At 76.4% G+C, this 13862-nt stretch carries 13 protein-coding genes; 4 read left to right on the forward strand and 9 right to left on the reverse strand.

Features of this window, described 5'->3' with window-relative positions:
- Nucleotides 1-68 precede the first annotated feature (68 nt).
- The gene (locus ACIRS1_RS06340; protein WP_402837293.1) at nucleotides 69-1289 is read right to left on the reverse strand and encodes an SLC13 family permease; all 1221 of its coding nucleotides are present in this window, start codon (nucleotides 1287-1289) and stop codon (nucleotides 69-71) included.
- Nucleotides 1290-1602: 313 nt separating this feature from the next.
- On the opposite strand from ACIRS1_RS06340, the gene ACIRS1_RS06345 reads away from it, so the two are divergent.
- Nucleotides 1603-2211: a hypothetical protein gene (locus tag ACIRS1_RS06345; protein WP_402837295.1), complete on the forward strand. Its 609-nt coding sequence runs from the start codon at nucleotides 1603-1605 to the stop codon at nucleotides 2209-2211.
- 53 nt (nucleotides 2212-2264) lie between these two features.
- Here the strand turns inward: ACIRS1_RS06345 and ACIRS1_RS06350 are convergent, their stop codons facing one another.
- The 4 genes from ACIRS1_RS06350 to ACIRS1_RS06365 all read right to left on the reverse strand — a co-directional run bounded on the left by ACIRS1_RS06350 (nucleotide 2265) and on the right by ACIRS1_RS06365 (nucleotide 5760).
- Nucleotides 2265-3095 carry a DUF4253 domain-containing protein gene (locus ACIRS1_RS06350; RefSeq protein ID WP_402837297.1) on the reverse strand — a complete coding sequence of 277 codons (831 nt, stop codon included), beginning with the start codon at nucleotides 3093-3095 and terminating at the stop codon, nucleotides 2265-2267.
- A 128-nt stretch (nucleotides 3096-3223) separates the two neighbouring features.
- Complete coding sequence (locus ACIRS1_RS06355) at nucleotides 3224-4240, reverse strand: aldo/keto reductase (RefSeq protein ID WP_402837298.1); 1017 nt, start codon at nucleotides 4238-4240, stop codon at nucleotides 3224-3226.
- A gap of 142 nt (nucleotides 4241-4382) precedes the next feature.
- Nucleotides 4383-4910, reverse strand: a complete 528-nt coding sequence (locus ACIRS1_RS06360; RefSeq protein WP_402837299.1) for a hypothetical protein — start codon at nucleotides 4908-4910, stop codon at nucleotides 4383-4385.
- Nucleotides 4911-5073: 163 nt separating this feature from the next.
- Nucleotides 5074-5760: a hypothetical protein gene (locus ACIRS1_RS06365; RefSeq protein WP_402837301.1), complete on the reverse strand. Its 687-nt coding sequence runs from the start codon at nucleotides 5758-5760 to the stop codon at nucleotides 5074-5076.
- A gap of 370 nt (nucleotides 5761-6130) precedes the next feature.
- Between ACIRS1_RS06365 and ACIRS1_RS06370 the strand changes: the two genes are divergently transcribed.
- The 3 genes from ACIRS1_RS06370 to ACIRS1_RS06380 all read left to right on the forward strand — a co-directional run bounded on the left by ACIRS1_RS06370 (nucleotide 6131) and on the right by ACIRS1_RS06380 (nucleotide 9023).
- Complete coding sequence (locus tag ACIRS1_RS06370) at nucleotides 6131-6649, forward strand: XRE family transcriptional regulator (protein ID WP_402837303.1); 519 nt, start codon at nucleotides 6131-6133, stop codon at nucleotides 6647-6649.
- Between the two features lie 329 nt (nucleotides 6650-6978).
- Nucleotides 6979-7701: a ParH-like protein gene (locus ACIRS1_RS06375; RefSeq protein WP_402837304.1), complete on the forward strand. Its 723-nt coding sequence runs from the start codon at nucleotides 6979-6981 to the stop codon at nucleotides 7699-7701.
- On the forward strand, nucleotides 7698-9023 hold the full coding sequence (locus ACIRS1_RS06380) for an MAB_1171c family putative transporter (RefSeq protein ID WP_402837306.1): 1326 nt from the start codon (nucleotides 7698-7700) through the stop codon (nucleotides 9021-9023). Before ACIRS1_RS06375 ends, ACIRS1_RS06380 begins: the two co-directional genes overlap by 4 nt.
- A gap of 120 nt (nucleotides 9024-9143) precedes the next feature.
- On the opposite strand, the gene ACIRS1_RS06385 is transcribed toward ACIRS1_RS06380, so the two are convergent.
- The 4 genes from ACIRS1_RS06385 to ACIRS1_RS06400 form a co-directional block, all read right to left on the reverse strand.
- Nucleotides 9144-10943, reverse strand: coding sequence for a serine/threonine-protein kinase (locus ACIRS1_RS06385; protein WP_402837308.1), 1800 nt, complete (start codon nucleotides 10941-10943; stop codon nucleotides 9144-9146).
- A gap of 50 nt (nucleotides 10944-10993) precedes the next feature.
- The gene (locus tag ACIRS1_RS06390; RefSeq protein ID WP_360207131.1) at nucleotides 10994-11443 is read right to left on the reverse strand and encodes a hypothetical protein; all 450 of its coding nucleotides are present in this window, start codon (nucleotides 11441-11443) and stop codon (nucleotides 10994-10996) included.
- An 827-nt stretch (nucleotides 11444-12270) separates the two neighbouring features.
- A complete protein-coding gene (locus ACIRS1_RS06395; protein WP_402837311.1) occupies nucleotides 12271-12819 on the reverse strand; it encodes a cupin domain-containing protein in 549 nt (182 codons plus the stop codon).
- Between the two features lie 96 nt (nucleotides 12820-12915).
- Nucleotides 12916-13800, reverse strand: a complete 885-nt coding sequence (locus ACIRS1_RS06400; protein ID WP_402837313.1) for a JmjC domain-containing protein — start codon at nucleotides 13798-13800, stop codon at nucleotides 12916-12918.
- Nucleotides 13801-13862: the final 62 nt, after the last annotated feature.

The following is a 13862-nucleotide window of genomic DNA, read 5'->3' on the forward strand; positions in this document are numbered from 1 at the left end:
GGAGGGGAGGTCGGGCGCCGCGGCCCCCGCCCTCCCCTCCCGGTGCGCCGTCACGTCCCGGTGCGCCGTCACGTCCCGATGAGCTGCAGGGACGCCCACAACGCCAGGACGGCGGCGGCCAGGGTGGCGGGGACGGCGAGCACGCCCAGGCGGGTGAACTGCCGCAGGCTGACCTCGCCGCCCTGGTCGAGGACGATGCGCCGCCACAGCAGGGTGGCCAGCGACCCGGCGTAGGTGAGGTTGGGGCCGATGTTGACGCCCAGCAGCACGGCCAGGACGGCGCCGGGGCCGGCCGGCGCCGCCAGCGGCACCAGGACGAGGGTGGCGGGCAGGTTGTTGATGACGTTGGCCAGGACGGCGGCCAGCGCGGCGAGGCCGAACAGGGCGGGCAGCGCGGTGCCGTCCGGGATGAGGTGGGCGAGCCCGGAGGCCAGCCCGTTGTCGACGACCGCGCGCACCACGACGCCCAGCCCCAGCACGAACGCCAGGAAGGGCACGGCGGCGGAGCGGGTGATCGCCGCCACCGTGGTGCGGCCACGGACCAGCGCCCGCACGGCCAGCACCGCGGCCCCGGCCAGCGCCGCCCAGGCCGGGTTGACCCCGACCGCCGAGGCGACGACGAACCCGGCGAGCGTGCAGCCGACCGTGACCAGGGCGAACAGCGGCATCCGCGGCTCCTCGCCGGGCGGCGGCGCCTCGGCCCCGGCGGCCAGGTCGGCGGCGAAGAAGCGGCGCAGCACCGCGTACTCGACGGCGATCGCCACCAGCCAGGGCAGGGCCATCAGCGCGGCGAAGCGGCTGAAGCTCAGGCCGCTGGCGGTGAAGGCGAGCAGGTTGGTCAGGTTGGAGACGGGCAGCAGCAGCGAGGCCGTGTTCGACAGGTGCGCGCAGGCGTAGAGGTGCGGGGCGGGGCGGGCGCCGAGGCGGGCGGCGGTGGCGAGGACGACCGGGGTGAGCAGCACGACCGTGGCGTCCAGGCTGAGGACGGCCGTCACCACGGAGGCGACGACGAAGACCTGCACCAGCAGCCGTTGCGGCCGCCCGGCCGCGCTGCGCGCCATCCAGGCCCCGCAGGCGTGGAAGAGCCCTTCGTCGTCGCACAGCTGGGCCAGCACCAGGACGGCGGCGAGGAACCCGATCACCGGGCCCAGCCGGGCGGCCTCGGCGCTCGCGTGGTCGAGCGGGACGGCTCCGGTGACGATCAGCAGGGCGGCCGCGGGCAGGGCGAGCGCGGCCTCCGGCCAGCCCCAGGGGCGCACCACCGCGCCGACCAGGACCAGGGCCAGCATGGCGATCGACAGGGCCTCCGCGCAGGCGGTGTTCAGGGGACGCTCCTCGGGTTCGGTGGGGACGGGGAGGATCGCGGAGGGGTGACCGGGCCGTCGGCTCCGGGCCGCTGACCAGCGCCGTCACCACGATCCCGGACGACGGACGGCAGCATGCCACAGCCCTGCGCGGCCCGGCCCCGGCCCCCGGGGGCGCGGCACGGCCGGGCACCGTCGGCACGCCGCGGCGCGGTGGTCGGCCCGGCCGGAGATTCTCCGGGATCCGGCGTTCCGGCCCGATGCCGGGATCTTCGAGACGACGTGGTGCTCCTTCGACGTGCTGGCGGAGCACCTGCGGGAGCTCGCCCTGCTGAACCGGGGCCTGGACCTCTCGCTGACCGACCGGCGCGGCCCGGCCGGGGACAGGTCCGAGCGCTTCCACTTCCCGTGCGGGGCACGGGACTTCGTCGCCCTCCTCGACGGGGAGGGCGTGACGCCCGTCCACCCGGACGTCATCGGCTTCGAGTGCGAGGACCCGCGGATGGCGGGGACGCTGGAGGTGGCGCTGCGCTGGCGCGACTGCGCCGGGGAGCGGGTGCGCGGCTTCGCCAACAGCCGGGCCACCGCCCACGGGACGCACCTGGAGGGGCTGCGCGACGGGGTGGCCGCCGCGCTCGACGCGTACGCCCGCACGGCCGACCCGGTGGAGCCCGCCCCGGCACCGGTCGGCCCCGAGCTAATCGGCGAGGGCCTGACGGCGGTGGTGTCGGTGAAACTGGACCACCCCGAGTTCGAGGGGTCGATCCGCGACGTGCTCGGCAACCACCCGGTGCGCGCCTGCGTCGCGGAGGCCGTCCGGGAGCACCTCGGCGCCTGGCTGGAGGAGCACCCGGAGCGGGCCGCGGCCGTCGTCGCCCGGATCCTCCGGGGCGCCCGCCGGAGCTGACGGCCCCCGGCCCCCGCACGGCAGGCAGCCCCCGCCGGCTCAGCCCCGCCGCCTCAGTCCCACCAGAAGGACCAGTGGTGGCTGCCGACGAGTTCCTCGGCGTAGGCGGTGAGGGCGCCGGTGCCCTGGAAGACGAGGTCGGGGCAGAGGGCGGTGTGCTCGGCGGCCACGCGCAGGGCCTCGGCGGGGGTGGTGGGCGGGGCGGCGACGCTCAGGTCCAGGGTGTCGAAGCCGACCTGGACGACCTGGGCGCCGAAGCGGCGTTCCCAGTCGGCGAGGACGGCGGCGATCTTCGCGGTGTCCTCCTCGTGGTTGGTCGGACCGCGCCACCCGCAGGCGACCAGGGCTTCGGCGCCGCTCGCGGCGCCGACCAGGCCCAGGCGCGGGCCGCGCAGGCCCTGCAGGACGTCGGCCAGGGCGCGGGCCTCGCTGCCGGCGGCGCCCTCGCGGAGGGTGGCGGCGGGGGCGGGGCCGGGCCACCGGGGGCCGAAGGGGGCGAGGGCCTCCTGGAGTTCGGCGGCGTCCTCCGGGAAGAGCTCGTCCCCGTCCTCGTCCTCGCCGGTGCTGCTGATGCCCCGCCACCAGGTGCGCAGCAGCGCGGCGGGGTCGTAGTAGGAGGGGTCGGAGGCGGCCTCGGGGCTGAGTTCGCCGGACAGCCAGGGGCGGAACTCGCCGTCCTCTCGCAGCGGTACGAGCAGCAGGGGCCACAGGCCGGTCTGCGGGTGGGCGCGGTGCAGTTGCTGCCACAGGCCGGCGGGGGCCGCGTCGTCGCTGATCCACAGGTACGGCTCGCGGCGCCCCCACTGCTCGCCGGCTACCGGGCGGCCGGGCGGGAGGGGGACGGGCAGCGTGGCCTGCGGCGGCAGGGGCTGGGGCTGGGTCATTCGCCTCACGCTAGGCGCCGGCACCGACAGCCGGCCCTCGGCGGGCACCGACGGCCCGGCCGCCGCGCGGCCGCAGGCTGCGGGTGCGTCAGGCCCAGGGCAGGGCAGGGCAGGGCGGAGCGGGTGCGTCAGGCCCAGGGCAGGGCGGAGCGGGTGCGCCAGTACGCGTCGGCGGGTTCGGCGAGCGCGGTGAGGGCGGCCAGGTCCTCGGGGGTGGGGTGGAGGGTGGCGGCGGTGAGGTTGGAGGCGAGCTGGTCGAGGGTGGCGGCGCCGGACAGGACCAGGTCGGCCCAGGGCTGTGCGGCGGCCGCGGCCAGGGCGAGGGCGTCGGTGGACGCGCCGGTGCGGGCGGCGAGTGCGCGCAGGGCGGTGGTGTCGGGGCCGGTGGCGTTGCGGTCGGCGAGGCGGCCGTTGGCCATGCCCTCCTTGACGACGACGAGCCAGCCGGCCGCGTGGGCCTCGGCGAGCGCGGGGCCGGCGGAGGGTTCGAGGAGGTTCCAGGTGGCCTGGACGGCGGCGAACAGGGACCGGCCGTCGGCGGTGACGCGCAGGGCGGCGCGGATGGTGTCGGCCTGGGCCGGGCCGCTGGTGGACAGGCCCACCCGCACGCCCTGCGCGGCCAGGCCGGCCAGGCGGGCGTGCAGGTCGGGGTCGGTCAGGGCGGGGCTGTCGGGGGTGACGGAGTGGACGAGGTAGACGTCCAGGTGCGGGCCGAGCAGGGAGCGGGTCTCGCGGATCTGGCGGTCGAACACCGCCGTCGAGTGCTCCTTGACCTCGTGCGGGCCCGCCGCGTCGGCCTGCCAGCCGGCGGTGTAGGTGTAGCCCCACTTGCTGCCGACGGTGGCGTGGGCCGCGGCCTCGGGATGCGCGGTGAGCCACTGGGCGAGGAACTCCTCGGCCCGGCCGTAGGAGCGGGCCGTGTCGAAGTAGCGCACACCGGCGGCGTACGCGGCGTCGAGCAGGGCGTGGGTGCGCTCGCGCAGCGCCTCGACGGTGCGCTCGGCGGGCAGGTCGGCGTCGCGTCCGAGGGTGATGTAGCCGGGCCGGCCGACGGCTGCGGTGCCCAGGCCGTAGCGCGCGGTCGACGGGCGGTCGGCGGGCGCGTCTGCGGCGGGGGCCGTGGTGGCGTCGGGGTCGGTCGGCATGGCGGGGTCTCCTCGGGCGCGACGGTGCTCACCTGGGACTTTATCCCCGTGGCCCGCGCCCCCGGCAGGCCGGTGGGCCCGCGACGCCGGGGCCACCCCGGGAGCAGCCCGACGGCTGGGCCCGACGGCGGCCGGCCGGGCCCTACCGGGTGGCGGTGTCCTCCTGCGGGCGGGGCGCGGCCGTGGCGGGGCCGTCGGAGGAGGTGCGCACGGCGCGGGGCGCGGCCGGTGGCGGCGGGACGGCGGCGAGGTGGCGCGCGGCCCGGGCGGGGGCCGGGTTCGGGGGCACGGCGCCGAGGTGACGCGCGGCGGCCCGGACTGGCAGCGGGTGCGGGGCGGCGGTGGGGAGCTGGTCGAGGCGCAGGACGAAGTTGACGTAGTCCAGGGGCTTGCCGGGCCAGTGGCAGTCGTTGCTGACCAGCAGTCGGCTGCGCACGCCGTCGCGTTCGGTGACCGGCCCGGGGGTGGTGCGCAGGTTGGGCTGCCAGCTGCGGCCCCACAGGTGGTGTTCCAGGGTGAGTGCCCAGCTGTCCTCGTCGACGTCCAGGGTGGCGCCGACCCGCCCGGGGAGCACCCGGGCTCCGTAGGGGCTGCGCACCACCGCGCGCTGGTCGAAGTCGGCGTTCTTGCCGACCACGGTGATCCGCCACGCGCCGTGGAACCTGAGCACGCCGGCCCTCCTGACGTCCTGGCGCGCCGTCCGGCGGGCGCGCACCCGTCGGGGACTACGGCCGCGGGCCGCCGGGCGGCTCAACGCGGCGGCAGGGCGTTCCAGGCGTCCGGGGGTCAGGGACCGCTTCAGAGCCAGGGACGCCCGGGGGTCAGGCGGCGGGTCAGGCGGCGGGGCGGGCTTCGGGACGGGCTTCGGGGCCCGCGGTGTGGGCGAGTGCGGGGTAGCCGTGGGCGGTGAGGACGAGGTCGGCGTAGCGGTGGTCCTCGAACGGGACTCCGTGGCGGCGCAGCAGGTCGAACAGGTCGGCGAGGCGGCGGGATTCGGTGCCGCGCGGCAGTCCGTCGCGGGTGGTGCCCAGGATGCCCAGGACGGGCCCGTGCAGGCGGGTCCCCCGGTCGGCGCGGCCGGGCCCTCGGAGGGAGGCGAGGGGCCGGAGGGAGCGGAGGGACGGGCGGGAGCGGACGGGACGGGCGGTGGCGCGGGGGTCCGGGTTCAGGCGCAGCAGCAGGACGAGCCGGGGGATGCCGGAGTCGGTGTCGCGTCCGGCGTCCATGGTGAGGCCGTCGATGTCGCGCCACCGGTAGCGACGCGGGACGAACGCCCGGACGAGGGTGAGGCCGTGTTCGTCGGCGCGGACCCAGAAGCCGTACGGGACGGGCAGGGCCGCGCACAGGACCGCGGCGCCGGAGAGCAGGAGTGCGGGGACGGCGCCCATCCGGCCGGCGTCCCCGGAGTCGGCCAGGACGGCGCCCATCGCGAGGGCGAGCACACAGCCGACGGGGGCGCCGGCCGCCCGCCACAGGAAGCCCAGTCGCACGGTCTGCGGTCGTCGTGCCGCCGTGTCCACGGTTGTCCCCTTTCCCAGTTCCTGCCGTCGGCGGGCCGGGCCGGTCGGGCCGGGTGCCACCGCTGGTCGTCAACACCTCGCGCTCCCACGGGAGCCGGTCACTCTACCGGTGGGCGAAGATCGTTCGGCCGCCCCGGGGGAAACGTCAAGTGTCGGCAAAAAGAACGAGTCTGACGACTCATCAGATCGTTCGGGCCGCCTTCCGTCCAGCATGTCAGGCACCTCCGGAAGGGTCAACCAAGGTGAATCCCGGGTGACTTGGGATCCACGTCAGCTCATGCCGTTGGGCTATCGTGGCGTGGCCGGTCCCGGCGCGCCCACCAGGGCGCGCGGTGCGCGGGGCCCGGCCGGGGGAAGGGTGGGGTGGGTCATGGCACGGTCGCCCCGGGAGGACGGGCCGGCGGAGCCGTCCGCACGGGTGGAGCCGTCCGGGCCGTCGGATCGGTCCGGGTCGTCGGATCGGTCCGGGCCGGCGGAGCCGTCCGGGCTGGCGGCCCGGATCGAGGCGCTGTTCCAGACCGTCCGCAGGCCCGACCGCGAGCAGTACACCAACGAGGAGGTCGCCCGGGCCTGCCGCGCGGCGACCGGGGAGTCCTTCTCCACCACCTACCTGTGGCAGCTGCGCACCGGGCGCCGGGACAACCCGACCAAGCGCCACCTGGAGGCGCTCGCCCGGTTCTTCCAGGTGCCGCCGGCGTACTTCTTCGACGAGCGGCAGGGCGCGGAGATCGCCAAGGAGCTCGCCCTGCTCGGCGCGCTGCGGGACGCGGGTGTGTGCAGCCTGGCGCTGCGCGCGGTCGGGCTGTCGCCCGAGGGCCTGGACACGGTGAGCGAGCTGATCGACGTCATCGCCCGCCGGGACGCGGCGCGCCGCAACCAGGCGCCCTGACGCCGGCGGCGGGGGCCGCGGACGGGCAGGGCCGGCGAGCGGGGCGGGAGGACCGACGGGCGGGGGCGCACGGGGAGGTGCACGACGGGCCCGGCGGGCGGGCCGATCGGGGGATCGGCGCATCGCCGGGGACGGCGTTCGGGGCCACGGTCGGGGGCCACGGTTCGGGGGCGGCCGCGGCCCTGGGGCCGGGGTCGTGGGAGCAGGGCCGCGGGAACAGGGGTTCGCAGACCCGGAGGGTCGGGGGGATCGGGGGTGGCCGGGTCGGGGGACCCGGAGCGATCGGGGGATCGGGGGTGAGGGATCGCTGAGCTGGGAGGGAACACGGCGTGTGGGACGACAGGTGCTACCGGGTGGCGTTACGGCGCTGCCGGCGGGTGGCCGAACGACTGGAACTGCCGAGCCCGTTCGACGCCACGGTGCTGCTGGAGCGGCTCGCCCGGCGGCGGGGGCGGCCGATCTCCCTGCTGCCGGTGGCCGCCCGGGCCGGGACGCCCTGCGGGCTGCTGGTCTCCACCCGGGAGACGGATTACATCCTGTACACCGCGGACACCAGCGCGCTGCACCGCCGGCACATCCTGGTCCACGAGATCGCCCACCTGCTGCTGGAACACGCCGGTTCGGCGCCGCTCGGCCCGGTCTCCGCCCTGCTGCCGCACCTGTCCCCCGCGTTGGTGCAGCGGGTGCTCGGGCGCACCTGCTACGACGAACCCCAGGAGCGGGAGGCCGAGTTGCTGGCCTCGCTGATCCTCAGCCGGGCCTCCGAGGCCGACGCCGCCCACCCGCCGGGCCCCGACGCCGCACCGCGCGCCGGCGGCCTGGACCTCCTGGACGCCCTGGACGCCCTGCTCACCGGCGCACCCGCGGTGCGGCCGCCGGCGGACACCGATCCGGGCACGGGCACCGCAGCGGCACCCGAACCGGCAGCAGGCACCGCACCGAGCCCGGGCACCGCACCCGCAGCCGCACCGGGCGCCGAACCGAGCCCGGGCGCCGGTCTGAGACCGCGCGCCGGCTCCGCGGGCGCCACGCCGCGGACGGGACGGCCGTGACCGGCCTGACCGTCTACGGCGTGGCCCTGTTCTTCGCCCTGGGCACCTGCCGTCTCGCCCACGGCCGCCGGACCGGCCCGCGCGCCGTCGCCCGCTACACCCGCCACGCCGCCGCCCTGCTGTCCGCCGCCCTGCTGCTGCTCGCCCCGCCCAGCGTCGAACTCGCCGACCGGCTCGGTCCGTTCGCACCGGTGCCGGTGGTCCCCCTGGTGCCGGTGCTGGTGGGCGAGGCGCTGCGGCTGTGCGCGGCCTGCGCGGTGCGGCTGCTCGCCCTGGCGCTGTGCACCCCCGAACCGGGGCGCCGGGCGGTGCGGCGCCGACTCGCCGTGCTCGCCGGTGTGCTGGCGCTGCGGGCGGCGCTGCTGGCGCTGGCCTCGCCCGGCCCGGGGGCCCGCGAGCTGAGCGCCGCGCCGTCCACCGGCGCCCACCTGGCGCTGGCCGGGTACAGCGCCGTCGGCGTGCTCTACCTCGCCCACTGCCTCACCGCCCTGCTGCGTCAACTCCTGCGGCTCACCCGGGCGTCCGGCGGGCCGGGACCCACGCGCACCGGGTTGCGGCTGATCGTGCTGGGCGTGGCCGCCGGCCTGCTGTGGACCGCCTGGGGCGTCGACGACGTGGTGCGCGCGGCCGTCACCGGCTCCCAGGACGGTGCCGAGGACGCCCTGTGCGGCGTGCTGGGACTGGTGTGCGTGACCCTGCTCGGGGCGGGCCTGCTCGGGGCGGGCCTGGGCGCGACGCCGTGGCCGGTCGTGCCGGCCGCCGTGAGCGGCTGGCTGCTGGCCCACCGCCGGCACCGGGCGCTCGCCCCGCTCTGGCGGGACCTGCACACCGTGCTGCCGGAGATCGCGCTCGTCCCGGTCCGGCGGCTGTCGGCGCTCCTGCCGCCGCGCGACCCGCAGTTCGCGCTGTACCGGCGGATCATCGAGATCCACGACGCCCGGCTGATCCTGCGCCAGCACCTGGACCCGCGCACCGCGCAGTGGCTAGCCGGCGCGACCCGGCGCTTCCCGCCGCCAGCCGACCGGGCGGCGGCCACCGCCGAGGCCGCGGCACTGGCGGCCGCCCTGGAGCGCGCGGCCGCCGGCGCCCTGCCAGACCCGGGCGCGGCGCCCACCGCGCCGGCCGCCGTCCCGGCGGCCGAACCGCCGCGGGCCCTGGGGTCGGAGGCCGACCACCTGGCGCACCTCACCCGCGTCTACGCGACCTGCCCGGCCGTCGCCGAGGTCCGCACCCGGGCCCGCGCCGCCCACTGCGCCCGCTCCCCCGCCGTGGACGGGCCCGGGGCCGAGCCACCGGCGGGCCCGGGGCTGCTCGGGCGGTGAAGCGGCGAAGGTGCCCCGGGAACACCACGTCACCCATGCCCTGGACCCCCGTACGACAGGCCGGGCGGTGCCGCGCTCCCTCGTTCGCCCGCTCCCGGCGCGTTCTGGTCGACGGCCCGGTCAGTTCCGGTTCGGCTTCAGGGTCGGCCTGATCTCCTCCCACCAGATCAGGACGGCGCCGGCGGCCAGGACCAGGACGTTCGCGGCGAGCAGCAGCCATCCGCCGGTCAGGAGGCGCCTGTTCACGGCGGTGTACCCGGAGTCACCACTGTGGTCCTGGAGGATCCCCAGGAAGAGGAGGATGGACAGCCCGGCCCAGAGCACGGAGATCCCGGTTCCCACGGCTGCCAGTTTCCCCGGTTCGCGTCCCGCGCGGGGCAGCCCGGTCGCCGCGAGGACGATCGCCACGGCGGCCCCGATGAAGCCGATCGGGACGATCAGCCAGTCACTCGGGTCAGGGCTGCCGTTGGCCGCTCCGAAGAGGTGCTTCCAGTCGAAGGCCAGGACCACCTGAACCGTCTTCTGCTCGGCGGTGAGCGTGAAGGTCTGCTCCATCATCGGGTTCTTGCCCGCTCCGACGAGAGCGGCGGCCGCCATGAGGAGCAGGGCCTTGACGAGCTCTGCGGGAGGGCGCTCCTTGGGGTGCTCCGGCGGCTGCGGCGGGCGTTCGCCGGGTGGGCCGGGCCGTGAAGCGGGCCCCGGGGGCCGGTCGGGCTCCCGCTCGTCGCCGTCTCCGCGATCGGGCCGGGTCCCGGGCCCGGTGGGGGTGCGGCCCGTCTGGGGCGGTTGCGGGGCGGTGAGCGCGCGCAGGGCGTCGGTGCGTTCGCGGATCGCCTCGCGCGCCCCGTCGATGCCCATCCAGGCTCCCGGGCCGGCCGCGCCTCCGAGGAGCGCTTCGCACCGTTCCCGGACCTGGGCCGGTGTCGGGCGGCGGCCCGGGTCCTTGCCGAGGCAGTCGGCGATCAGCCGGCGCAGCGGCTCGGGGACAGCGCCCAGGTCCGGGGTGTCGGCGACGATCCGGTGGGCGACCGCCCACTCGTTCTCCGCGCCGAACGCCTCCCGTCCGGTGACCAGGAAGTAGAGGGTGGAGCCGAGCGCGAAGACGTCCGAGGCCGGGCCCACCGCACGGCCCATCGCCTGCTCGGGCGACATGTACAACGGGGTGCCGATCCGGGTCGACTGGCTGGAGTAGGTCACCGACTGGGTCAGGGACTTCACGATCCCGAAGTCGATGACCTTGGGCCCGCTCTCGTCCAGCACGATGTTCGCGGGCTTCAGGTCGCGGTGCACCACCCCGGCCGCGTGGATGTCCGCCAGTGCGTGCGCGATCCCCCCTGCCAGCAGCAGCACCTGACGCTCCGGCAGCCCGCGGGTGCCCAGCACCAGGTCGCGCAGCGAGGGGCCCGCTACGTACGAGGTCGCCAACCACGGCCGCTCCGCCCGGGCGTCCGCGTCCAGCAGGGGGGCGATGTGCGCACCCCGCACCCGCTGCGCGGCGGCGATCTCCAGAGCGAACCGCTCGGCGAACTGCGGCTCCTGCGTGAACTCCGAGCGGATCACCTTCACCGCCGCCGGCACCCCGCCGGGCGACAGGGCCAGGAACACCTGACCCATCCCGCCCTCACCCAGCCGTGCCAGCAGCTGAAACCCGCCGAAGCCGTCAGGATCGTGCTCCCGCAGCCCCGCGAACCGGAATGCCGTACCCGCCACGACCCACAGCCCCCCGCTGCTCCGCCATCGGACCTCCGGCACGAACAGCGACCGTTCGCACACTCGCACCGAGCGTAGGGATGCCGCCGGCCCACCGCCAGTGGGCCATCGAGTCCGACGGTGCCGAGCCGGAGGAGCACTGGCGAAACGACGGGGACCGCCCGGCCCCGTCGGGCCCGAGCGGTCCTTCCCCGGGAGGACGCGGGCCACCGGGGCCCGGCCCGTCCACCGGGGTGCGTCGCATGCGGTTCAGGCGTGCGTCAGCTGACCGACTGCTTCACCAGCGCGGCGATCTTCTCCTCGACCTCGGCCGTGACCTCGGTCAGCGCGAAGCCGGCCGCCCACATGGTGCCCTCGTCCAGCTTCGCCTGGTCGCTGAAGCCGAGCGTGGCGTAGCGGGCCTTGAACTTCTCGGCGCTCTGGAAGAACAGGACGACCTTGCCGTCCAGCGCGTAGGCGGGCATCCCGTACCAGAGCTTCGGCGCGAGGACCGGGGCGTTGGCCGTGACGACGGCGTGGACGCGCTCGGCCATGACCCGGTCGGAGTCCTGCATCTCGGCGATCTTCGCGAGCACGTCCCGCTCGGCCTCCGCCGCCTTGTCGGCCTTCGAGCCGCGCTTGGCCGCCTTCTTCAGCTCGTCGGCGTGGTCCTTCATCGCGGCCCGTTCGTCGGCCGAGAATCCCTCGTGCTTGCTTGCGCTGCTGCTCATGTCAGATCTCCCATTGAGGATCTCGATGTGCGGGATCTTGAGGGGACCTTATCCCGACTCACCGACACCGGGCCACGACGACCAGCACTGAGCGAAGAGCATTCCTGCTGCCGCAGGTGGACGGCGAAAGGTCCGCCGCACGCAAGGCTATCCGGTGCTCCGGCACCGCAGTTGAACGATGGTTCGCGCACTTGAACAACGCCGCCATGAGGATTCCGCGGGAGTCGACGGCCGGGATCCCCACCCGGTGACGGCCGTGTTCCAGGGCGAACGAACCTGACGGAAAGAACGTGTGACGTGGCATCGCCTGACTGTTCGCCACACGGCTTTCCCAGGAGGGCTCATGGAAGAACATCGGGTTCCCGACTGCGGTTCGGGCCCGGCAGGGTCGGGTGCAAGGACGGCGCGCCGGTCGGACGGGCACCGGGCGGGGATCGGGATCCCGCCGTCGCCGAGGACGTCGCCCGTTGCGCGGGACGGGCGTGGCCGGCGGGGGCGGCACGCACGGAGAGGACGCACGCACAGCAACGCGGGCCGGGGCGGATGGGCCCCGGCCCGCGTTGGGGAGCCGGAATGCGGAGCCGGGCGCTCACGCCCCGGTGCTCAGCACTGGGGGCGGCGGCCGTGGTTGGCACCGCGCCTGGCCCGGGCCTTCTTCTTGCGACGACGTTTCGACGACATCGGCTTCTCCTCTCACCACCAGGACCCCCGGCTTCCACCGTTCCACACCGGGCCCGCCCCGGCCTGTCGGGAGCACCCACCTGCGGCCCGGGGCGCCGGCAGGCCCGGGCACTCGGGCCGTCCGGGGGCTCAGGCGTTCCGGGGGCTCAGGCGTTCCGGGCGAGGGCGGCGCGCCAGGCGGGGCTGTCGACGTAGTGGTTGTCGAAGCGCTCGGCGGAGGCGGCGATGGCGCTCGGGTCGCTCTCGCCGCGCATGACGCTGCCCAGCAGGCGCAGGTAGTCGAAGCGGTCCATGCCCGGGGTGAACACGAACAGGACGTCGGCCTCGGCGCCCGGGGCGGCGGCGAAGGCGTGCGGGGTGTGCGGGGGCACCGCCAGGAAGTCGCCCGCGCCGAGGACGGTGACCTCCTCGCCGAGCAGCACCTGCAGCGAGCCGCTGATCACGAAGAACAGCTCCCACGCCTTGGTGTGGAAGTGGGCGGGGGCCCCGACCGCGCCCTTGGCGAAGGTCGAGCGGTAGCTGGTGAAGCCGCCCTCGGTGTGCGCGGAGTCGGCGAGCAGGGTCATGGTGCTGCTCGGGTCGGCGCAGATCTCGGCCTCGGCGCAGCGGGTCAGCACGGGGGCCGTGGTGGGGGCCTGGACGGCGGTGGTGTCGGTGGTGGCAGCGGCGGGGGCGGTGGTGTTCGTCGTCGTCATGTGATCAGACTAGATTGCCAAAGACCCACGGACAGGTGGCAATTCCACCTCGGTTTCATGGGTCAATTCCGGAGCGCGGCCGGTGGCGGCCGGCCGTCAGGACAGGCCGCGGAGCTGGACGGCGCGGGTGACGGCGAGCAGGTCGGCGGGGGTCAGCTGGTCCAGGACGCGGGTGGCGTGGGCCAGCAGGTCGGCGGCCGCGGCGGTGAGGGCGGCCTCGTCGAGCGGGCGCTCCGGCAGGTCGCAGCCGTCGGTGAGCAGCGCCTGCGCGACGGCGCGCAGGTCGGCGGTGGCCGGTTCGCGCGCGGTCAGCGCCAGGTGGGCGGAGGGCTCGTCGCCCTCGGCGCGGGCGGCGTGCGCGAGGCCGCGCGGGACGTAGAGCACCTCGCCCGGGCGCAGCACGGTGTCGGGCAGCAGCTCGCCCGCTCCGGCCGCCGCGGGCCCGGCGCCGGACGCGGGGGCGGCCTCGGTGGCAGGGGCGGCGTGCACCCGCCAGCGTCCGGTGCCCCAGAGCTGGAGGGCCAGGACGTCGCCGTCCTCGCCGTGCCCCGGGTGGTCCCGGCCGCCGGGGGCGGCGAGGACGCAGTCCGCCCGCACCGGCAGGCCGAGGCGGGCGCCCAGGCCGGCGGCGAGTGCGCGCACGCCGGTGTGCCACTGCTCGACGTGGCGCAGCAGTACGGTGACCCGCTCGTCGCGGACCAGGGCGCGCACCGACGGGCCGTCCGCGCAGTCGTCCAGCACCTGGCCGCGCGCGGCCCGGGGGCGGCAGAACCGGTGCGCGGGCAGCTCGGCGGCGCCCTGGTGGAGCCCGATGTAGGGGATCCTCAGCAGGCCGTGGTCGAGCAGCCGCGCGAGTTCGGGGCGGGTGAGGACCTCGAGCGGCGGGTCGGCGGGGCGCAGCACGGCCGGGGCGGTGCGCCACAGGGCGGTGCGGAAGTGCGTTTCGTCCGCCACGCAGCGGTGCAGCCAGTTCTGGGTCATCTGCGGGTCTCGCTCTCGGGCGGTCGGGGCGGGCCGGGGGCCGGGTTCGGGGCGGGGGTCCG

The sequence above is a fragment of the Kitasatospora sp. NPDC101176 genome, assembly GCF_044768035.1.
In the GTDB taxonomy this organism is placed as follows: Bacteria; Actinomycetota; Actinomycetes; order Streptomycetales; family Streptomycetaceae; genus Kitasatospora.